Source organism: Proteus sp. G4415 (genome assembly GCF_963896075.1).
Taxonomy (GTDB): domain Bacteria; phylum Pseudomonadota; class Gammaproteobacteria; order Enterobacterales; family Enterobacteriaceae; genus Proteus; species Proteus mirabilis.
Genome location: NZ_CAWQOK010000129.1, coordinates 13,619 through 37,330, shown reverse-complemented (window position 1 = coordinate 37,330; position 23,712 = coordinate 13,619). Strand labels below are relative to the sequence as shown.

Genomic DNA, 23,712 nt, shown 5'->3' with positions numbered 1-23,712 from the left:
CTATTTAATGGTTTTCACACCTTCAGAAGTCCCCATTAATACAATATCGGCTCCGCGATTAGCGAAAAGCCCGACAGTGACCACCCCTGCAATACTATTAATTTTATTTTCTAGCTCAATAGGATTCAGAATAGTGAGATTATAAACGTCTAAGATCACGTTACCATTATCCGTCACGACGTTTTCACGATATTCAGGTAACCCACCTAATTTAACCAGCTCGCGAGCAACATAAGAGCGAGCCATTGGGATAACTTCAACAGGCAGAGGGAATTTACCCAAAACATCCACTTGTTTTGATTCATCGACAATACACACAAAGGTTTTTGCCACCGCTGCAATGATTTTTTCACGGGTTAATGCCGCACCACCACCTTTGATCATCTGCATTTGATGGTTAATTTCATCAGCACCGTCTACGTAGATATCGAGCGAATCAACTTCATTACAGTCAAAAACGGGAATGCCATAGCTTTTTAGTTTTGCCGTTGAAGCCTCTGAGCTAGAAACTGCACCTTCAATTTGACCTTTCATTGTTGCAAGAGCATCAATAAAATGAGAAGCCGTAGAGCCCGTTCCAACGCCCACGATAGTACCCGGTTTTACATATTCAAGGGCGGCCCAACCTACTGCTTTTTTTAATTCATCTTGAGTCATTTACAAAACCTTATTTTTCACATTTATCGAATAAGAATAGCATAGTGCCCATAAAATCCGCACAAGGTGTATCAAAATTTGAGACACAACATTTTAACTCATAAAAACTAAAAATATGGCATAGTACACAGTAGAACATAAAATCAAAGAGAATCTGTCAATGAAACGTCCTGATTATCGGGCCCTGCAAGCCCTTGATGCCGTTATTCGAGAGCGTGGTTTTGAACGAGCCGCACAAAAACTATGTATTACGCAATCTGCCGTTTCACAAAGAATAAAACAACTTGAGAATCTATTTGGACAACCTTTATTAGTACGTACGGTTCCGCCCCAACCCACAGAGCAGGGGCAAAAGCTACTCGCATTACTGCATCAGGTCGAAATGTTAGAAGAGCAGTGGTTAGGTGATGAAAATAGTGGCTCGACGCCTCTTTTACTCTCTTTAGCTGTCAACGCGGATAGTTTAGCTACTTGGTTATTGCCTGCTTTGCACCCGGTATTAACACAACTTCCTATCCGGCTTAATATTCAAGTAGAAGATGAAACTCGTACCCAAGAGCGATTAAGACGTGGTGAAGTGGTTGGCGCTATCAGTATTCAGCCTCAAGCATTGCCTAGCTGTCTAGTCGATCAATTAGGCGCATTAGACTATCTTTTTGTGGCATCCCCTGATTTTGCCCAACGCTATTTTGCAAATGGGGTCACTAAATCATCTCTGTTAAAAGCCCCCGCTGTCGCATTTGACCATCTTGATGATATGCATCAGGCTTTCTTACAGCAAAACTTCGGTTTATCTCCCGGTAGTGTGCCCTGCCATATTGTTAATTCTTCCGAAGCCTTTGTTCAGTTAGCTAAACAAGGCTCAACATGTTGTATGATCCCTCATCTACAAATTGCCGATGAGCTAAAAAGTGGTGAATTGATTGATTTAACGCCAGGATTATGCCAACGCCGCATGTTGTATTGGCACCGTTTTGCCCCAGAAAGCAGAACGATGAGAAAGGTAACGGATGCGTTACTTGATTATGGTCGTAAAGTGCTAAAGCAAGATGAAGAGTAAAAAGTAACGTTGATGATGTTGTTTCTTGATCAATATTATCGCTATTCTTAGAAAGGGATTTAACCAGTGTGTTCCATCAACCGGTTTAACTCACAGTGAGGAGTTGATGTTTTCCTCTACCGGAAGAAGCAAATTTAAGTTTTATTGGCATTTAACGGGCATAATATTGTATAATAAATGAACATAGGAAAAGGAGATTCAGATGAGCACTTTTATTCGTCGAAGTCGCAACGTTGCTCTAGCCATTGATGCTGGACGTAAAAGTGGTAGTGCTAACATAGAAGGTAATACCCCTGCTGATATTCAAGCCAGCCTGCTGAAAAGCTTAGGTGAGTTTACTGCATCTATTCCAACTACAAAACAACAACCTTACGTGAAAGGATCTCACGGTGCCAATCATAAAAAAACCTATTTCGGGAGTTGATCTCCGTGCAAGTTTTTATTTGACTTCCCAAAGTTTAGGATATCCTTCAAATAAACAGGCAATATTAATGGCTGATATTGCCACATTAATAGCTAAATGGAGGAATGGCTTAGAGGTCGAAATTTATACGGAAAATTATGAATTTAGATATGGTAGGATCAAGTCTTCACGTTTTAACGCCTCTGGTGAGGAAAGCGTATATTATGCAACTTACTTTCATACTCGTGCCAAGCCAAAGGACAATGATCCACTTCTAATAATTACTTTTGATCCCGTTGTTGGACAAGACGATTTTATGTTCATTGAGACCATTATTGATCATAGAACCTATTTTGGTTCACCGGGTGCAGGTAAAACTAAATCTCATATTGAAAGACGGTCATCTGATTTAAAACGCCGTATTGAAAATGGAAAAAAAATTAGTTCCGAACCTTCATCTTCAGTTCAAAACGTTAATAAAAATAACAATGATTCGCCTGACCAAGAAAATAAGTAAAGATGCTTTTTATATATGTAATATTTTCTGACATAAAATCATTTTAAAATATAAGCTTAATAACCGTTTTTCGCACCCAAAAGAACTACCAGATCTGATCCTGCGCTATAACATAGATGTATCAGCTCACTGCTGAGCCAATACATCTTATCCTTTGATGGTAAAGATTATTTAGCTGTTTTTAATTCAAATACCACGTCAACGTAATCTTTAAACTCAATGCTTTGTTGTTGATAGGTCTCTTTTACTGCTTCCGGTGACGGGGCACTTAATGCCATAGCATCCATTTTCATTCGTGCTATTGGATAAGGTGTTGCTTCTGGTGCGCGATAACTTACACTATAAACAGCCCCTAAATCAGCACCAAACCCTTTTGCCACTGAACTTGCCTGTTGTATGGCATTTTTAATTGCCACTTCTCGTGCTTTGGCTTTGTACTGTTCTGGATCATTAACGCCAAACTCAACGTTATTAATTTCATTTAGCCCTGCTGCTAATGCCCCATCCAGTAAGGTATTAAGCTGATCAAGTTTTTTGATTTTTACATCTACGGTTCGTGTTGCTGTATAGCCATTAATCACCGAACGTTCTGCTTTTTTATCATACTCATAATTAGGCTGTGTACGAATGTTGGCAGCATCAATATCTTCTTTCGTCACACCGTTTTCTTTTAAAAAGGCAAAATATTTTGCAACACGCTCATCCACTTGTTTTTTAGCTTGAGCTGCATCTTTTGCTTTTTCACTAACCTGAATATTAAGTGTCGCCATATCAGGAGTCGCTTTAATTGTTGCATTACCTGATGTAGTTATATGGGGTCCTTCAGGTACCGCCCCGGCTAAAGCGATTGAGGGTGCTCCAAGGGCTAACATGGATGCTAATACCATTGCTTTTACTTTCACAAAAACCTCCTGACAAAAATCATGTATGGGTATTGTCACTAAATTACGGTTATAACAACATTAGCATATCTGTTGTAAAGTTCTTTCAGATTAAAAGAGGTTTTTCCATCCCTGAGCGGCCAATTGCAGAGCAATAAACCACATCACACACCCCACAAACAAGTTGATGATACGTTGAGCGGTCACTTGGCTTAAAATAGGTGAAAACCAAGCCGCTAGTAGTGATAAAGCAAAAAACCAACTAATCGATGCGAATACCGCGCCAAAAGTAAACCAAGGACGTAATTCTGCTGATAATTGCCCTCCGATACTGCCAAGCACTACAAAGGTATCAAGATAAACATGGGGATTTAGCCAAGTGACGGCAACTAAAGTTACAATCACCCGCCAACGACTTTTCACTTGATTTTTATGTTGTGATAATTCAATCTCTTTTGTAAAAGCGGTTTTAAACGCATTCCAGCCATACCACAATAAAAAAGCCACACCGCCCCAAGTGATCAGTAATAAAAGATATTCTGATTGGCTCAGTAATGCACTTCCACCAAAGACTCCCCCGCTAATTAATATCACATCACTTAAAGCGCATAAAAATGCACTCATTAAATGGTATTGTTTTTTACTACCTTGTTGCAAAACAAAGGCATTTTGCGCACCAATGGGCAATATCATTGCTGCACTTAATAAAAACCCCTGAAAAAATGTTGTTAACATGCAAAATATCCTAATAATTATTCATTAAATTAAGAAAAATAATAAAAGGATTTTGTTATTAGAGGAAATGAATCATTCTTATTGATAATAAGAAAAACTAATAGCGGTAAAAATAAAAGAGCCACGCTTAATCGGTGGCTCTTGAGATGTGTTTTATAACAATAGTGCTTATTCTGCTTTCATCACGGTATTTTGTGCTTGATGCATATAGACATCCATTTGTGGGAATGGAATACCAATATTATTTGCATCTAGCGCGCGTTTAAAGTTTTCCATAAGATCCCAATAAACTGGCCATGCATCATCATTGGTGGTCCAAACACGTACCACAAAGTTTAATGAAGAAGGCGCCATTTCATGTAAACGTATTGTCACGCCTTGGTTATGTTGAATACGTTTATCTTGCGCAACAACATCACCGAGCACTTGTTTGACTTTATCAATATCAGCATCATAAGCAACGCCGACAATAATTTGTGTACGACGATTTGGCTCACGGCTAAGGTTAATAACCTCACTACTGATAATTTTGCTATTTGGAATAACAATGATCCGGTCATCCGCTGAACGTAATGTGGTCGAGAATATTTGTACATCTCGCACCGTACCTTCGACAGCACCAATCATCACGTATTCACCAGCACGAATAGGACGGAAGATAACAATTAAAACACCCGCTGCAAAGTTAGAGAGTGAGCCTTGTAATGCTAAACCAACCGCTAAACCTGCCGCACCAAGTACTGCGATAACAGAAGCTGTTTGAACCCCTAATCGACCTAATACTGCAATCAAAGTGAATGCAATAACGGTATAACGCACCAAGACAGACAAGAATGTCACAACCGTTGCGTCGATATGGCGTAACGTTAAAATTCGTGCAACCCCTTTACTGACCATTTTAGCGACAAAAAGACCAATAAATAGGATCAAGAATGCAGCAACGATATTCACAGCATATTGAATAAAGAGTTCTTGATTAGCAACAAACCAACCTGTTGCTTCATCTAAACTCGCAGGTAATTCATTCATTAGACCACCTTTTAAACTTATAATCCTAATAAAAAGAATAGCAACCAATAGTATATTGTGGCAGATTTATTTAATAAATATATGGGATTTGTTAACTTCTTCTATTTTCCAGAATAAATAACCGATATTTTTGTAGCATAGTAGCAAAATCATCTAATCCACAAAATGCGATGCTTTCATTATCGTAGTAGCTCATCCCTTCTTCTAAATCATCGGTTTCAAAATGGAGAGTATTCGCCCTTACCATAATTTCCTCATCATCAATAGATAAGCTGTATTCTTTACCAATCAATTGCCACTGTTTCTCACTGCCTTTAACTTCGTCCATCTCAGTCAAAATTTGATCGATTAAGCTGATATCACCTTGGATCTCATCATTTAACCAATAACCAATCGCCTCATGATCCATTGAAAAACGGGCCAATATACCGCCAGTAAGATCACGCTGAAATTCATAGTCCATGGTGTATGCCCCTTAAATTAGCTGTCGCCTTTTTCTATATAAAATATCTATTGTTATTATGGCAAAAATAACAAAAAAACAGGAGGCATTGCCTCCTGTTTCAGACTGCTGAACAACGTTATATGTTGGAACGCAGTTGTAATCAATTTTTAGTGAAAAATCAAACTCAGTTATACCGTGGTTTGGAAAATCACTTGTGTTGCTTTATCTGTATATTGCTCTAGTTGGTCAAAATTGAGATAACGGTAAGTATCTTCCGCCGTTTCATCGACTTTATTGATAAAATCAAGATACTCTTGTGGCTCTGGTAGACGTCCTAACAGTGAAGCCACTGCCGCAAGCTCTGCGGATGCAAGGTAGACATTCGCCCCCGTACCTAAACGATTCGGGAAGTTACGTGTTGATGTTGAAACAACCGTTGCCCCATCCGCCACTCGCGCTTGGTTACCCATACATAATGAACATCCCGGCACTTCGATACGAGCGCCACTCTTACCAAAGACGCTGTAATAACCTTCTTCAGTCAGTTGTGCTGCATCCATTTTTGTTGGTGGTGCAACCCATAAGCGTGTCGGTAATTGACCTTTATGTTGGTCGAGTAATTTACCCGCTGCACGGAAATGCCCAATATTGGTCATGCAAGAGCCAATAAAGACTTCATCAATTTTGCTGTTTGCAACTTCTGATAATAGACGAGCATCATCAGGATCATTTGGCGCGCAAAGAATAGGCTCTTTGATTTCGTTTAAGTCGATCTCAATTACAGCAGCATATTCAGCATCCGCATCTGCTTCAAGTAATTGCGGATCAGCTAACCAATTTTCCATTGCCGTAATACGACGCTCAAGTGTACGACGATCACCATAACCTTCTGCTATCATCCATTTTAATAAGACAATGTTAGATTGTAGATATTCGATAATCGGTGCTTTATCTAATTTAATCGTACAACCCGCAGCAGAACGCTCAGCCGATGCATCAGCTAGCTCAAAAGCTTGCTCAACTTTAAGTTCAGGTAAACCTTCAATTTCTAAGATACGACCAGAGAAAATATTCTTTTTACCTTTTTTCTCAACGGTCAATAACCCTTCTTTAATGGCATAAAGTGGGATGGCATGAACCAGATCACGTAGCGTTACCCCCGGTTGCATTTTACCTTTAAAGCGTACTAACACCGATTCTGGCATGTCTAATGGCATTACCCCTGTAGCCGCTGCAAAAGCGACTAAGCCTGAACCTGCAGGGAATGAAATACCAATAGGGAAACGTGTATGTGAGTCACCACCAGTACCAACAGTATCTGGCAATAACATGCGGTTTAACCATGAGTGAATAATGCCATCACCCGGACGCAGTGAAACCCCTCCACGATTCATAATAAAATCAGGTAACGTGTGATGGGTGGTTACATCAACAGGTTTTGGATAAGCGGCGGTATGACAGAATGATTGCATAACCAAATCAGCGGAGAAACCTAAGCATGCTAAATCTTTCAGTTCATCACGTGTCATTGGCCCTGTAGTATCTTGAGAGCCAACGGAGGTCATTTTGGGTTCGCAATATTCACCAGGGCGAATACCATCACGACCACAAGCGCGTCCCACCATTTTTTGTGCAAGTGAGAAACCACGATCGCTCTGTTCCACTGCTTTGGCATGACGGAATAAAGTGCTAGGTGGTAAACCTAAGGCGCTACGAGCTTTTGAGGTCAATCCACGACCGATGATCAAAGGAATACGGCCACCCGCACGCACTTCATCAATCAGTACTTCTGTTTTTAGTGCAAAGGTTTCCAATAACTCATTGGTTTCATGGTTACGGATTTCACCTTTGTATGGGTAAATATCAATAACATCACCCATATTTAATTTAGAAACATCAACCTCAATAGGTAATGCACCGGCATCTTCCATCGTGTTGAAAAAGATAGGGGCAATTTTGCCACCCAATACAACTCCACCACCGCGTTTATTTGGTACATAAGGGATATCATCCCCCATAAACCAAAGTACCGAGTTGGTTGCAGATTTACGTGAAGAGCCTGTTCCGACAACATCCCCCACATAAGCCAGTGGGAAACCTTTTTTATTCAGTGCTTCGATTTGTTTAATCGGGCCAACGCTACCCGGTTGGTCGGGTTCAATGCCTTCGCGGGCATTTTTTAGCATAGCTAGAGCGTGTAATGGGATATCAGGACGAGACCAAGCATCTGGTGCTGGTGATAAATCATCTGTATTGGTTTCACCCGTCACTTTAAACACGGTTACCGTGATTTTTTCAGCAAGTTCTGGACGTTCAGTAAACCACTCTCCATCAGCCCAAGATTGCATAATTTGTTTCGCGTAAACGTTGCCAGCTTTCGCTTTTTCTTCAACGTCATAAAAGCTATCAAACATCAATAAGGTATGAGAAAGTGCTTTTGCCGCAATAGGAGCCAGTTTGTCGTTATCTAGCGCTTCAATTAATGCATGGATATTATAGCCACCTTGCATAGTACCTAATAATTCTACGGCTTTTTCTGGCGTGATAAGCGGTGATGTTGTTTCACCTTTTGCGAGAGCCGTTAAAAAACCTGCTTTAACATAAGCGGCTTCATCAACGCCGGGTGGAACACGGTTAACAATTAAATCAAGAAGGAATTCTTCTTCGCCTTTTGGGGGGGACTTTAATAGCTCAACAAGTGCGGCTGTTTGTGTGGCATCGAGAGGTTTTGGAACGACACCTTCAGCTGCACGCTCTGCTACGTGCTTACGGTATTCTTCTAGCACGACTTTCTCCTCGCTTCTTTGTCATTTTGTATAACCCGGCTGTCTGCACCCTATCTAGTTGGATGCCAGGTCAGAGGATCTTTTGCTCGCATAAAACATCTATGGTTGTGAAATTATGCCCAGCTAAGGGCTATCAGCATAGCAAATTTTCAACACTATGTTAATTCGTTCACATAAAAGCAACATACAACAAACGTAAATCTCACCTTATTCATATTATGACACTCAATCTAATAGGCATTTTTCACCAGCCTCGTTTTTACCAATAAACTCAGTTAATAAATAGATATCAGTGCTACTCGGTAAACGTAACTTATCTTGTAAATTAAAGTCATTTGATTTAAGTAATAAATAACTAGAACAATAAACCTTACACATACATCCTTTAGAATTATTTTAAATAGAATGCTTATAAAAATAAACCCAACATCACCAACAAATAAAAACTTAATCAATAAACTACTATAAACCCCATATAATAATTATTTTTTGATAGAGTTTTAAAATCTAACATATTAATATGAAATAGCATTACCATGCTAATTATTTAAACAATAATTTCATTAAGTTCATTTACAAATAGCACTTAGCAATTACGTTCAACCTTTACATTTAAAAAAAGAAAATTATCGATTTATTCATTAAAATGATTAATTATATGGAGAAAGTCTTTATGGCAATTAACGAAAAATTTGTCCAAGAAATATCAAGCATTAATTATAATAATAGTATATTTTCACTCTATTTTGTCGGTCAAGATCCTCATAAAATAGCACAAGGTATCATGCCAGAAAAAGATGAAGAATTAGCCCTAAAGTAAGTGATCCACATTCCTGCTTCTGGTTTTATTTATATGGCTTCAATAATTAAAAGCATGCTGGAAAATCCATGCATAAACAAAGAGTTTGAAAAGCTAATTGCAGCAGATCTACTTCCTATTCTTCAAAATGAAACTAATATGACTGAAAATTTTACTGCCCTTCATTTAATAAAAAAAACAAATAATAGAAGAATAATTTTATAGAAGAACTTATTCATCATAAATTAACTCTTACCTTGTTTATTAATAACTGAAATAAATACAACTAATTAAAGAGAGGAAACGATTATTTACAATAATCTTCTCTCTTCAGTTTTTTTGTCTTAAAAAAGACAATTCAGTCAAGTCAGACGCTAGAAGGGTATATAGAGATGCTAGAACTACTGTATTTAAAAATTACTGTACTTTTTATTAAAAATAAGTTTGAGGGAAAATGATGTCAAAAATTTTAAAAGATTTAGAGTTTACTTTTACAGGAAAACGTTATGGTACAGATGGAAATGACGATATTGATGCCATAGGTTTTGGAGGGATCATTTATGCAGGAAAGGGACACGATACAATCACAGTCGGAACATTTGCAGTTACCGCTTACACCGGAGACGGGCACGATTTTGTCAGAGGGGGAAGTGCTTATCTTAAGATTATTGATGAGAACGGTGATTTAGATGTCAGAGGATTAAATGCATGGGGAGAAATTGAAAAGTCCGGTCATGGCGATCTGAAATATGTTGGTGCTTCTGCCGCGATTAAGATTAATCATACTGGATATGAATATGGAAATATCAATTATTCAGGAGCTGCTATTGCAAATATCATCACCCGTAAAGGCGCAATTAGTAATATCAACTACCAAGGTGCTGGCGGTTACAATCAAATTTGGCATGAAACCAATACTGGCAATATGACGTTTAAAGGGGGGGGAGGCTATAATAAATTGGTTCGTACTTGGTTTAATAGCTATCAAAATTCAAAAGGAAATATTAATTTTGAAGGATTAGGCGGAGGCAACGGAATCTTCTCTCGCGTTGAAACAGGTGATATTAAATTTACCGGAGGTGGCTTAGAAAACGTCTTAATACGCGAAGGTAAATCAGGCGATATCTTTATGTATGGAGCAGGAGCCAATAATAGGCTTACACGTATCAGCCGAAATACTGATACCTATAAAGAAACAAGTGGCAATATCTATTTTTCGGGGGGGGGAGGTTATAATCATATCTATTCCAATATAGCACAAGGCAATATCACATTTTATGGAGCTGGGGCTTACAATGAGATCATTCGTACAACTCAAGTTCATCCTCATAATGATTTATTAGTTGAATATACGAAAGCTGAAAATATTTTTCTAACAAGTGCTTATATGTTAAATCTAGACTTAGATAAAAGTATTAATTTTCTAACAAGTGATAATAAGCAAAATTTCGAATCCGGTAAACCTGTTGAAGTAAAAGCGATTAAATCATTGCGAGAACCAAATACTTATTTGTTTAAAACACCGGGCCCAGGGGATACCAATTTATTCATATCAGACTATGGTCGTCGAGATTATACCTTTAATAAAGTCAAAATTTACAATGATCCTGAAACGGGAAAACTTCAATACGATTCCGAACTTTGGCGTATAACGCCTGATAGTGGGGACATTAGGAACATACGTTTTGATAAAAAAAATTTTGAGGATACCTATAATCTTAGTGTGGTCAATAATTGTTGGAATACATTAGAAAAACAAGAAATTATCGAATCACCACGTTTCACAAAAATAAATGCTGATAGCCACTATCAATTATCTAATTTAAAAGTATTTCAACACATTAATACAGAACAAATCCAAAGAAAGTCTCTAGAAACAATCAAGTTGGGCGTAGCACAAGAACTTTTTAAAGACGATAATTCTGCTGAATGCTCTGGTGATATCAATTTCACAGGTGGTGGCGCTGGTAATGTCATTAAATCTGATGTTACACAAGGTGATATCAATTTTACAGGTGGCGGCATAGCAAATGTAATAAAACATAACTCTAATTATGGTAATACCAACTTTACTGGTGGAGGCGCAGCCAACATCATTGTAAAAAAAGGTCAAAGAGGAGACCTAACATTTGATGGAGGAGGATTAGCAAATGTCTTACTACATCAAAGTAAAGAAGGAAGAATGAACATTAATGCTACTGGTGCCACGAATGTATTAATCCGAATTGGTGACGGTGAATATAAAGCACATCTTACGGCATTAGGGAATGTTTCTATTCACAAAGGACAAGGTGATAGTCATATCACAATGTTAGGAGGATTAAATACCCATACCCAGATTGATAGTCATCAGCGTGATAAGGCTTTATGGCGAGCATTAGGCGGACTTAATGTCATGACACAAGTCGGTGCTGGTACTATTACATCGTTACTCGGCGGCGGTGGAAATGTCCTGACTAAAATGGGTGAAGGCGACCTAAGTAGCATCATGTTAGGTGGTGCTAATATCATTACACATATCAGCAATAACAAAATAAAATCAAACACTTACACTATCACCCTAGGTGGATTAAATATTTTAACAAAAAAAGGTCAAGGTGATATTTTAGCCATAATGGGGGGAGGTGGCAATGTCCTAACACATATCGGAAACGGTAACATACATGGCGTTATGCTTGGAGGTGCCAATATCTTAACTAAAGTAGGTAATGGTGATCTTTCAGGCATTATGCTAGGTATTGGTAATGTACTAACACATGTTGGCGATGGGCAAACCCTAGGTATAATGGGCGCTGTGGGGAATATTTTCACTAAAGTCGGTAATGGAACCAGTATGGGTGCCATGGTCGGTGGTGGCAATATATTCACCCATATAGGTAATGGTGAAGCTTGGGCACTAATGGGAGGTTTAGGCAACGTCTATACCAAAATAGGCAATGGGAATACTTTGGCACTAATGATCGCCAAAGGGAATGTGTTCACTCATGTGGGTGATGGAATGTCGGTTGCTCTAATGTTAGCGATAGGCAATATAGCCACAAAAGTGGGCGATGGCATGACATTAGCTGCAATGATTGGCAGTGCTAATATTTTTACTCACATTGGGCATGAAGAAACCTTTGCTGCAATGGTGGGTAAAGGTAATGTCCTTACCAAAGTTGGCAATGGATTAACATTGGGATTAATGCTAGGTGTGGCTAATATTTATACCCATGTCGGTGATGGCATTAGTATTGGGCTGTTTTCTGGTAAAGCAAATATCATGACCAAAGTGGGTAATGGAACCACATTATCAGCGATGTTTGGCAAAGCCAATATTATGACCCATATCGGTGATGGGATAACTGGCATACTTGCATTAGGCCAAGCCAATATCATAACAAAAGTGGGTGATGGCATTGCGGGAATCATTGCTGGTGCGAAAGGAAATATCGTTACTCATGTAGGTGATGGAATAACCGCTGCGATCCTCGGCGGAAAAGCGAATATTTTAACAAAAGTGGGTGATGGGCTCACCGTAGGTCTGCTGATTTCAAAGGTGGGAAATATTATGACCCATATTGGTAATAGCACCACGATTGGTTTTGCCAAAGGCAACGCCAATATCATCACAAAAGTAGGCTATGGTTTAGGCATTAATGCGGCATGGGGTAAAGCTAATATTTTCACTCATATCGGCGATGGTGAACGATATAACTTCGCCAAAGGAAATGCCAACATCATTACCAAAGTAGGTAATGGACAAGAAACCTCTGTTGTTAAAGGTAATATCAATATTATTACACACGTAGGTAGTGGAAATAATTATACTGGTGCATGGGGCAATGGGAATGTTGTAACACAAATTGGTGATGGTCGTCAGGTCGCCTTAGCAAAAGGTCATGCAAATATTGTCACTATGCTCGGAAAAGGTGACAACTATGGCATAGTTTGGGGTAAAGCCAATATTTCGACAAAAGTAGGTAATGGCACGCAAGTCACCATAGCAAAAGGCCAAGCAAATATTACAACAACCGTAGGTGATGGCCTAGGTGTTACCGTTACATACGGCAACGCAAATATCAATACTAAAGTGGGGAATGGTGTATCTGTAAACGTTGCTTGGGGGAAATATAACGTAAGTACCAAAGTGGGTGACGGCTTAAATGTTTCGGTCATGAAAGGTACCGCTAATGCAAATATCCATGTTGGTAACGGTTTAGGTATTAACGCCTCTTACGCAAAAAACAATGTCATCGTTAAAATTGGCAATGGTGATATCTACAGCTTATCGGTTGCTTCTAGTAATACTCAAAGTAATAAACTCGCTACTTTCTTCGGCAATATAAAACAGAGTGTACTTGGTGTGGTCGGGAGTCAGGCTATTAACTATTTAGTACAAGGTGATGATGTAACCACTTCCGGCTCCCGCAAAGGCAAAGGCGCTATTCATTTAATTGAAAAATCTTCAATCGACGGTTTCAAAATGAACAAAATCGACGAAGTGAAGAGTAACATTGATATAAATTTAAAAGGTCATATCACAGAGGTAGAAACCCCTAGTTTAAGTGATGTTAATACAGATGAATCCAACTTAACCAATAACAGTCCGAATTTGATCATAAATGGTGACTTTAAACATGGATTTAAACCTGTAACAGAAGGTTGGAATATTGCATATACTCAGGATAAAATTACAGCAATTAGCCAATATGGACATAGAGCCTCTATTGATACACCAACTAATACTAATAATAAAGATTATTGGGATGGTGGACTTATAGCAGAATACAAGGAAGAATATGAACCAAATATCGCTATATATCAAGATATTAGTGGTTTAATGCAAAATGAGGTGATTGAATTAAGTTTTGAGTATGAACGACAAGATAATACGCCAACAGAGAATAAATTAAGTGTTATCTGGAATGGTGAGGTTGTCTTCACTTCATCAAGTGATGATAAGTCAATAGCATGGCAACAACAACAAATTAAATTAACCGCAAATGCAGAAAATAATCGTCTTATTTTTACCATTCCAGGCTCTGATGGCTTGCAAGGAAATAATTACAGACTAAGAAATATTGTCGCTAAATCAGCTGTAGCAAATATAAACAAGCATATCTCAGATTCTGATGCGACAAAAAATGCCCTCGCTGACAAAAAGAAGGCAGATGCCAATCGTCAAAAACTAACTGATGAAAAACAACGCCTATTAGACCACATCTCTACCACACAGACTGAACTTGAATCGACCGATCACCTTGCACTGGAGAAAAACGGCCATAGAGAACGCGATGCCATTCTTGAAGAAGCTAATTCAGTAACACACAATTTGACCACAGTTGGTCAAACACTGGAAGTACTCAGCGAATATTCACAAGATGCCCCCCCCTCAGATCAACCATGGAGTGAGCCATTCGCGGAAGGAATTTTAAAGGATGTACAGAAGAGCTTAATTAATACTAAAAAAATTGTTTCAGTGCCTGTTAATAATATTAAAACTCAGTATGTTGCAAACCTTACAAAGGTGAAAAAATCGATAAAAAAATCGGAATATGGCGTTATTCAAAGTGAAGAACATTGTCAAGAAGTGCAACTCGATACTTCCAAAGCAAAAAATGATGCAGATAAAAGATACTCAGACGCGATAGATAAAAAAAATAGTGCTCAAATGGCAGAGAAAAAAGCATCAACCATGGTGGAAGATGCGAGATCACGAGGAGATACGGAGCAAAAAACAGCGACTAGCATATCGGATAAAGCACAAAAAGAAGCTAAATCTGTTCAACTGAAAGAAAGTGATAAACCTAATCGTCACAGGGCGCATGGTAGCGGTTTATCCGGAGAAGCGGCCTATGTAGAGGGGGCTGATGATAATCCATCCAGTTATATCAAACCAATATCAACTAAAAAAAATGATGGTCGTTTCAATAATAAACTGACAACATTTAATCAGGAATTACTTGATGATGCTCAGCAAGCCATTAATCGTTTAAGCATTAATGCTGGGATCCGACAAAAATCGGCAAACGTTCTTCCCTCTTTTACATCAGACCTTAATGGAGATGACGTAGCAACCTATCAACAACCTTCTCTTCGTTCAGGCAATCTTCAATATCACAAAATAGGAGCTATCGCGGTCAATCTTTCTGGATTAGGCGAAAGCCCCATTTTTGAAACGCTAAAACAAAAATTCAATGTAAAAATTAAGAATAGAAATACTTACTTTACTTTTATTTTGGAAAAAAATAGTGGTCGTATCCAAAAAAATATTTATTTGGATAACATCAATGATCCCACTCAGCAAAAAATAATAGAACACTTTATTTTAGCTAATTATTCAAATTTTGAAGCAATGCCTAATGAACTTCATTTAGAAAATGACAAAATTAAATCAAGTCATAACAACAAAGATAGGATACTTGCAGAATACGTAGAACATAAATGGCAAATGCTAACTGATTCAAAAGTCATGTCAGTTGATGAACTACATAAAGTTGCAAGTGTTAAAGGCAAAATACAAGGCGAAAGTTATAAATCAATCATTACAACTCTCTCGGAATACCATGAAAAAGAATCGAATACAAACTGCTTACCAATAGAGAAATTGAGAGTGCTAGCTCAGTTGCGAAACCAAATTGATGGTTACCTATTAGGACACCCCGACTCTGAACGCAATGATGGATTGAAACAGTTACAAACTCAAGTCAATACACGTTATAAACACGCATCGGCTTTAATACAAGATAGTCACACCATCAACGCTGATAGCAGCTTTAGTCGCTTATACGATTCACTTTCAAATGCCAATTTAAAAAGAAGTAAACACATTTATATTGATATTAACGGACACTTTGTCACTGAAGGAAAAAACAATCTGCAAGGGAAAAATAGACTAACCAGCGGAAAAGAAGTGATTGAGCGAGTAAAAAATGCCGTAGAAAAAGAATATGGCGCACCGATTGCCAATAAAGTCTTCAGTCAATTTGCAAATAATGAATTCGCTGAAAACGGCGAGGGTATTGATGTTTCAGGGTTAAAAAAAATTCACAGAGCTATTGAGCGGGAACTATCTCCTCATAGTGCAACCTTATATATCTGGAAACCAAGCAATCATAGTAATTTGGGACACGCCACACTACAAATAGGTCAAGGTCGCTTACTGTTAAACACAGAAGACGCACAAAATAATCATAAAGAAAACTACATCAGTTGGTGGCCTAACAAGGCGAAGTCATATTTTGATGTGATGGGAGTCCCCTCACAACCAAAAGAGTCGTTAGCATCGGATGTTGCAGCAGAAGAAAATGATGGCTTTGGTTTAAATTACAAATATAAAGAACTAAACAGATATGACCGACTCATGAATATTGCGAAAGGTGAAACGGTCACCACTGCAGATGATTTATCTCTTGCAGACGCAAAAAATATATTGACGATCCCAAATTATATAGAAAATTCAAAAATACCGCGAACAATTGGACAGCCTTTTATTGATGAATGGGTAATAACTCAGAAAAAACTCAACAACATCGCCACAAATTTTCTAGAAGCTGTACAAGGTAAATTTAGTGGAAATACCATAACTATAAATGGTGCCATGATACTATTGACAGAGCCCACGTTACTATCAAAAAGAAAAATCCCACTTTCTGTTGCACAGCCTTTTATTGAACAATGGGATAATATAAAAACACAACAAGAAGATATATCTATTCAATTATTAAAAGCGATGAAGACTTGGATACAAGAAGGTAAGGATCCAACGTTAACGAAAAAACGAATTGCTTTAGTAGAAAACGAATTTGCTGAGCAAAAACAAAAAAGTATTGACAGATTTAAAACCAGCTTACCTGATGAAGGACGAGTATTCCGTATTAATTTAGAGGGGTTAGACGTTGCTGCTATGCAAGCTGAATGGCAACGAATTAAAAATTCACCTAATGGTCGTTATCATTTATTAACCCAAAATTGTTCGAGTATCGTAGCGAAAATTTTAAAAGCGGGTGGCGCAGATGAACTGATTGGCTATAACTGGCAACCTAAATATAATATTTGGACACCAAATCAAATGTTCGCATTTGCTCAAGAGTTACAAGAAGCGCAAATGGCACGACAACAAAGTAGAATGATTCCACCTAACTTACACGCGTTGTCAGGTTCTGAAAATATCCGTCAAGAGCTAGAAAACACCTCCCCTCTTATTTCTGCTGAACAAAAGCTCAATATTGTTTTTAGTGAACAGGAAACGGGTTTTCTACTGACACAAGCATCAGATGAAACGAATGAAAAATTTATTTATATAAAAAATGGAGATAATCAAGAACAACAAAAAATAATGAGTAATTTTATACTCACTCATTATCGTGATTTTGACTCTATCCCTGAGCAACTTTATTTCTTAGATAATACAATCGTGTCACTCGATAAAAACCATTCACGAATATTATCAGAAAAAGTCGGTGAAAATTGGCAACCTGTTGCCTATTCGAATCTAATGACTGCTGATGAATTAACCTCCGCTGCAGAGGTGACAGGAAAAGCACGCGGTGAAAATTATAAAGCGATCATTCAATCGCTTAGAGATTATGAATTACAAAGTACAAATACAAACAACACACCAATAGATATATTTCAGCAACTATCCACATTACGTATACAAATTAATAGTTATCTGCTTAAACACCCTGATTCAAAACGTAACGAAGCATTGCAACAATTACGCGACCAAGTTGATATACGTTATAAACATGCTTCTATCTTATTAAGTAATAGCCAGCAAGTTGATTCAAATAATACTTTTAGTCATTTATATGAGCTTTTTTCAAATGCTAACTTAAAAATCAACAAACATATTTATCTTGATGAAAACGGCAACTTTGTTACAAAAGGGAAAAATAATTTACAAAACCAAGACAAACTTATCAGTGGTAAAAATGCAATCACAAGCATTAAAAGATTGGTCGAAAAAGAGTATGGCAGTGAAATTACCAATCAGGTATTTAATCAATTTACAGAAAATGAATTTGCCCGAAATGGCCATGGTATTGACCTGTCAGGATTGAAAAAAATTCACCAAGCAATTGAACAACAAGTTTCACCAATCAGTTCTACACTATATATCTGGAAGCCCAGCAAACATAGTCGCTTGGGGCATGCTGCGCTACAAATAGGTTCTGGGCGCTTACAATTAGATAGCGATAGTGTGCAGGATAACCATGATAATAATTATGTCAGTTGGTGGCCTGCCGGGAGCAAATCGCTCGCAAACCCACTGAATATTACAACAGAAAAAAATCCTGATTTAAAATTACGCTGGTATGATTTAAGCCAACCAGTGAGTCGCTCAACAAATTTCATGACTTTACAAATTGATATTCAAGAAGAGGAAAAGACGAATTTCAAATTAAATAAAGATGAAGGGGAAAATGACAGACAGTTAAAAGAATTTAGAGATAAAACGAATCTTACCCGAGGTCTCGAAAATATTACACCTGAAATCGCAGGCTTACTGTTGAAAGCTCCTCATTTGATACCAGAAACACTTATCCCACCTGAAATTTCACACCCCTTTATTAAACAGTGGAAAAGCCCAAATAGTAATCTACTTGAAGTATCAACAAACTTTTCAATCGCAGTGAAAAACTGGCTAAAAGTCGCCTTTCCAACAGCGATGATTAACCAAACCTTTGCATTGGAAATCAAGAAAATTAAAGAAATTGAAGACCGAAAAACAGAAAATTTCAAAACAAGTGTCGCTGATGATACAAATGATGGCGTGGTGTTTCGCATTAATCTAGAGGGACTTGATGCCGCCGCCATGCAAAAAGAGTGGAAGCGCATTAATAGCCAGTCTGATCCTCGTTACCAATTATTAACCAAGAACTGTTCTAGTATTGTTGCTAGAATATTAAAAGCAGGCGGAGCAGATCAACTGATTGGTCATCATTGGAAACCTCGATTTGGCATATGGACACCAAATGAGTTGTATAAATTTTCTCAAAAGATACAGGAAGCACGCTTAGCCCAAATTGCGGTACAACAAGGCAAACCTATACATTCTAATTTACAAGCATTATCAGACCACAATAAAGTGGCTATTGATAATGACGGTACATCACCAAACGAGAGAAAAAATCTTAGCCCATTAACACGTTTTTTTAATGATCATTTTTTCGGCAGCTATGAACGTCGTAGAGACATGACAACGGTGATGAGAATAAAAAATGAAGAAAAAATAACATTAAAAGGGGATGCAGGCCGTCTTACAGGATCATATTACAGAGGAAACGACAATATTCCAGAAGCTACCGATAAGAAAGTAGTACTATTTTTACATGGTTCAAATTCCCCTACCGAAAAACAATCCTCTAGTTTTTATCATTATTATAACCAACAAGGCATCGATATGTTAGCGATTAACATGAGAGGGTTTGGCGAAAGCGATGGCTCGCCAACAGAGCAAGGAATGTATGCTGATGCACAAACCATGTTCCGTTATCTCGTTAATGATAAAGGTATCGATCCTAAAAATATTATTATTCATGGTTATTCCATGGGGGCACCAATTGCGGCTAAATTAGCCAGCGATATTTCAGCTAACGGTCAGCATATAGCTGGGCTATTCTTAGATAGACCAATGCCAAGTATGTCAAAAGCAATTGAATCTTATGATGAATATAGCCTTAAGAAATTGACTGGACAACTCGCAAAAAAAATCAATGGCCAATTCTCCGTAGAAAAAAATCTACAGGGTTTCTCAAAAGATATCCCCATTATATTGCTCACTGACTGTGGCGAGCTGGGCATTGGTGGTGAAAAAATGCGCACTAAATTACTTGATAAAGGATATCTAGTTAAAGGAGAAAGAACCGATGTTTCTCATTTAGAGAGCCTTAAGTTGATGAATCAATACGGTAAACAAATAATATCAAGTTTACTATCCCCAGAGTATGTAAATAACACCAATCACAGAAATGCGTTAGATTCGATACAAAACCCGATAAAAAAGAATAAGGTGACTGATTGGGGGATGGTATATGTAAAACCCAATGATAATGGGGGTGATAGTCGTTTTGATAGCCAGATTATTATCCAAACAGAGGATGATCCGATAGTCGCTCAAGCAGCTTCGGCACTTGCCGCTAAACATGCCAAAAATAGTATCGTGGTACAATTGGATGCCGATGGTCATTACCGCGTAGCTTATGGCGACCCAGCACAACTTTCAGGTAAAATACGTTGGCAGCTTGTTGGCCATGGTCGTGAAACAACCGAAAATAATCATTTACGCCTTAGTAACTACAATGCTGATGAGCTTTCCAATCAATTGGTTAAATTCAATACCGTATTCAGCAAAGAAAATCATATCAATACAACTCCTGAACATATCAGTATTGTCGGTTGTTCATTAATAAGTAATGACAAGCAGGCAGGATTTGCCCACCAGTTTATCAATGCATTAGATCAACAAGGCATTCGTAGTAGCGTTTCTGCTCGAGTAACAGAGGTCGCCGTTGATAGCAATGGTCACAAATACACCAAAGATAACAACGGAGAGTGGGTAGCCAAACAAACCCAAAACAAGGTAGTGTTAGATTGGAATAAAGAAGGCAAAATCACGACTGAATTTGAGCAAATACATAATGGTGTTGCTGAAGGTGATATTGATTTGACTAAAGTAGGTGCTTCAGCTGACAACAAAGTACGTGGCGCAATTGCAGATAATAATGAAGTCTTTACCGCCCCCAAAAAAGGTAAAAAATCAACCAAACAAAGCTCATCAGGAAGTGATAATTCATCACTAAGCTATTCTGGCAATATCCAAGTCAGTGTGGGTGACGGCGAGTTTACAACGGTTAATTGGGGAACCTCTAATCTTGGGATCAAAGTAGGTACTGGCGGATTTAAATCACTGGTTTTCGGTGATAACAATGTGATGGTACACGTTGGTAATGGTGATAGTAAACATAGTGTTGATATTGCTGGCTATCAAGCTTTCGAAGGTATGCAATTATTTGTTGGTACACGTAACGTCAGCTTTAATCTGGGGCGTAGTAATGATCTTATTGTGATGTTAGAAAAATCAATTCCAACCCCTCCACTGATCAACCCTTTTGATGGTGCTGCTAGAATCACCAAAGTTCTAGAGTCAATCGCATGCTCAGGTGAAAATAATGATAATGATTGGTTGTCGGTACAAAACGATCAGTGGACACTCGCTGGCGCTAAAAAATTTGCCATAGATATGTCAGGAATAGACCAAACGAGCAATGTTGACTATAAAACACTGACTGATCTGAATTCACAGAATAAGCGTAGTAGCCGTGGATTAAAGAGTGATCTAGAAGCCACACTAAACAAAAAATATAACCAGTGGTTAGGTGGTAGTGGCAATAACAACGAGATGGGAAAAATCAGCCGAGCTGAGCAACTTCGTCAACTAGATAGTAAAATCGCTTTTAATTTCGCCATTGGTGGTCAAGGTGCTGATATTCAAGTTACTGCCGGGAATTGGAACTTGATGTTTGGTGATAATATCCAGTCTATTATAGACACTAATCTTGGCTCATTATTTGGCTTAATGACGCAGCAATTTACAGCAACTGGTATGGTGGAAACCACCTTTACTTATACCCCCCAAAACTTACCAACTAAGTTAAAAAATAAATTGCTAGGTCGGTTAGCCAGCGTGAGTTCAGACACGACTCTGGGGGATATTTTTGGAGTAGACTCTACCACAGATGGAAAAATAATCTCTCGTAATGGTGAGCCCATTGATGTTGTCGCTATTTTGAAAGATATGCTCGCTGTAGTGACTGAGTTTGGAGGTGAAAAACTGTCCGCATTTACTGATCCGACTAAATTATTAGATAACCTCCAATCATCTATTAATCTGGGCAAGGATGGTATTATTTCATTTGCTGAAAGCCATGGTTTAAAAGAAAAAGCGACAGAAGATCAACAAAATGAATCTGAAGTTTCAATTAATGCCCAAACACCAATAACAACGAGTCAAACTGAAAATAGCAAGATCACAGAGGAAAATGATCGCCCTTTCGGCTTCAATTCGCTAAATATCCCCAATCTATTTGCCACAATCTTTAATAAAGATAAACAAACAGATATGCGTGATCTCGCAGAAAACCTCAAAGAAAATTTAGCAGCTGATGTACTGAACATGGAGAAGAAAACGCTCGATTTCTTGCGTAATAGTGGTCATTTAAAAGGCGATGGTGACATACATGTCTCTCTTGGCAACTATAATTTCAACTGGGGGGGAGATGGTAATGATCTCGGCGCTTACCTAGGAGATAATAATAATTTTTGGGGTGGGCGTGGTTCAGATACTTTCTATGCAACGGGGATCTCAAATATTTTTACTGGGGGTTACGGAAATGATCTCGGCGTCTTGATGGGGCGCTCAAACATGATGTTTGGAGGCGATGGAGATGACACTGCTATTATCGCCGGTCGGATCAATAATGTCTATTTAGGTGACGGACTCGATAAAGCATTTGTCTTTGGGGAAGGCGGTGAAATTCACACTAATGCAGGTAATGACTATGTTGTCACTACCGGTAACTACAATCGCATTTTCAGTGGTAGTGAACAAGATTTTGTTGTCACAATTGGTAACCACAACCAAATATCCTTAGAAGAAGGCAATGATTTTGCCAAAATTTTTGGTAACTACAATAGGTTGAATGGAGGGGGCGGTGATGACGAAATTCAACTAATGGGTTATCACGCCGTAGTTGATGGAGGCGATGGAAATGATCAACTAATTGCAGCTTCATTCTCGAAATTTAGCCTTCTTAATGGTAATACAGGTAATGATATTATCATATTAGGTGGATATCAGAACCACTTCAAAGGTGGAAACGGTATCGATAGCTTCCTGATTAATAATAATGTGATTGATTGTTATATAGACGATATTAGCCAAGAAGATAATATTGTACTTGGAGATATTGATTGGAATAAATTATGGTTTGAACGCAGTGGCTATGATTTAAAGATCTCACATATTCGCTTCCCACAAAATACAGGGGAACAAGCCACATTTGAGCGCATTGGCTCAACTACTTTTACTGATTATTTCAATGGTAATCAGGCAAAAATCGTTATCGCAATGACTGATAAAGATCACTCTGATCAGCGCGAATATACGGCTTTATCAAGCAATGCACTCGCTATTCAAATTCAGGCCATGAGTACATTTCCTATGAAGGCAGGCGCATCCGGATTTTTCGATAATATAAGTGATGAGGCTAAACAAATGATAGCCGTAGCTTGGACAGATACAATTTCAGGAAAAGGCATATTAGTGTAGTTTAACCATACTCTATAACTATAATAAATCCTCTCCGTTGGATATGAACTGTGACGCGAGAGGTTTTTATCTTAAGAGTACTC

At 38.2% G+C, this 23,712-nt stretch carries 12 protein-coding genes; 6 read left to right on the top strand and 6 right to left on the bottom strand.

The window, feature by feature from the left end; genetic code table 11:
• Entirely contained in the window at nucleotides 1-657 is a 657-nt protein-coding gene (gene rpiA / locus AACU95_RS13890) for a ribose-5-phosphate isomerase RpiA (protein ID WP_004244058.1), read from the bottom strand.
• Between the two features lie 160 nt (nucleotides 658-817).
• Between rpiA and AACU95_RS13885 the strand changes: the two genes are divergently transcribed.
• The 3 genes from AACU95_RS13885 to AACU95_RS13875 all read left to right on the top strand — a co-directional run bounded on the left by AACU95_RS13885 (nucleotide 818) and on the right by AACU95_RS13875 (nucleotide 2,637).
• Nucleotides 818-1,717: a LysR family transcriptional regulator ArgP gene (locus AACU95_RS13885; protein WP_004244059.1), complete on the top strand. Its 900-nt coding sequence runs from the start codon at nucleotides 818-820 to the stop codon at nucleotides 1,715-1,717.
• Nucleotides 1,718-1,919: 202 nt separating this feature from the next.
• On the top strand, nucleotides 1,920-2,141 hold the full coding sequence (locus tag AACU95_RS13880; protein ID WP_141192139.1) for a hypothetical protein: 222 nt from the start codon (nucleotides 1,920-1,922) through the stop codon (nucleotides 2,139-2,141).
• Nucleotides 2,107-2,637, top strand: coding sequence for a hypothetical protein (locus tag AACU95_RS13875; protein ID WP_223302941.1), 531 nt, complete (start codon nucleotides 2,107-2,109; stop codon nucleotides 2,635-2,637). Before AACU95_RS13880 ends, AACU95_RS13875 begins: the two co-directional genes overlap by 35 nt.
• Nucleotides 2,638-2,804: 167 nt before the next feature.
• On the opposite strand, the gene AACU95_RS13870 is transcribed toward AACU95_RS13875, so the two are convergent.
• From AACU95_RS13870 to acnB, 5 genes are all read right to left on the bottom strand, one after another.
• Nucleotides 2,805-3,539 (bottom strand): oxidative stress defense protein, encoded by a 735-nt coding sequence (locus tag AACU95_RS13870; RefSeq protein WP_004248538.1) that lies wholly within the window; start codon nucleotides 3,537-3,539, stop codon nucleotides 2,805-2,807.
• A 90-nt stretch (nucleotides 3,540-3,629) separates the two neighbouring features.
• Complete coding sequence (gene argO / locus AACU95_RS13865) at nucleotides 3,630-4,253, bottom strand: arginine exporter ArgO (RefSeq protein WP_004244063.1); 624 nt, start codon at nucleotides 4,251-4,253, stop codon at nucleotides 3,630-3,632.
• A 168-nt stretch (nucleotides 4,254-4,421) separates the two neighbouring features.
• Nucleotides 4,422-5,282, bottom strand: a complete 861-nt coding sequence (gene mscS / locus AACU95_RS13860) for a small-conductance mechanosensitive channel MscS (RefSeq protein ID WP_012368224.1) — start codon at nucleotides 5,280-5,282, stop codon at nucleotides 4,422-4,424.
• 91 nt (nucleotides 5,283-5,373) lie between these two features.
• On the bottom strand, nucleotides 5,374-5,745 hold the full coding sequence (locus AACU95_RS13855) for a YacL family protein (RefSeq protein ID WP_004244066.1): 372 nt from the start codon (nucleotides 5,743-5,745) through the stop codon (nucleotides 5,374-5,376).
• A 170-nt stretch (nucleotides 5,746-5,915) separates the two neighbouring features.
• Nucleotides 5,916-8,513: a bifunctional aconitate hydratase 2/2-methylisocitrate dehydratase gene (gene acnB / locus AACU95_RS13850; protein WP_004244067.1), complete on the bottom strand. Its 2,598-nt coding sequence runs from the start codon at nucleotides 8,511-8,513 to the stop codon at nucleotides 5,916-5,918.
• Nucleotides 8,514-9,186: 673 nt separating this feature from the next.
• Between acnB and AACU95_RS13845 the strand changes: the two genes are divergently transcribed.
• The 3 genes from AACU95_RS13845 to rtxA all read left to right on the top strand — a co-directional run bounded on the left by AACU95_RS13845 (nucleotide 9,187) and on the right by rtxA (nucleotide 23,629).
• Nucleotides 9,187-9,333: a hypothetical protein gene (locus tag AACU95_RS13845; RefSeq protein WP_004248541.1), complete on the top strand. Its 147-nt coding sequence runs from the start codon at nucleotides 9,187-9,189 to the stop codon at nucleotides 9,331-9,333.
• 33 nt (nucleotides 9,334-9,366) lie between these two features.
• Entirely contained in the window at nucleotides 9,367-9,537 is a 171-nt protein-coding gene (locus tag AACU95_RS13840) for a hypothetical protein (RefSeq protein WP_017827182.1), read from the top strand.
• A gap of 232 nt (nucleotides 9,538-9,769) precedes the next feature.
• Nucleotides 9,770-23,629 (top strand): MARTX multifunctional-autoprocessing repeats-in-toxin holotoxin RtxA, encoded by a 13,860-nt coding sequence (gene rtxA / locus AACU95_RS13835; RefSeq protein WP_161737094.1) that lies wholly within the window; start codon nucleotides 9,770-9,772, stop codon nucleotides 23,627-23,629.
• Nucleotides 23,630-23,712 lie beyond the last annotated feature (83 nt).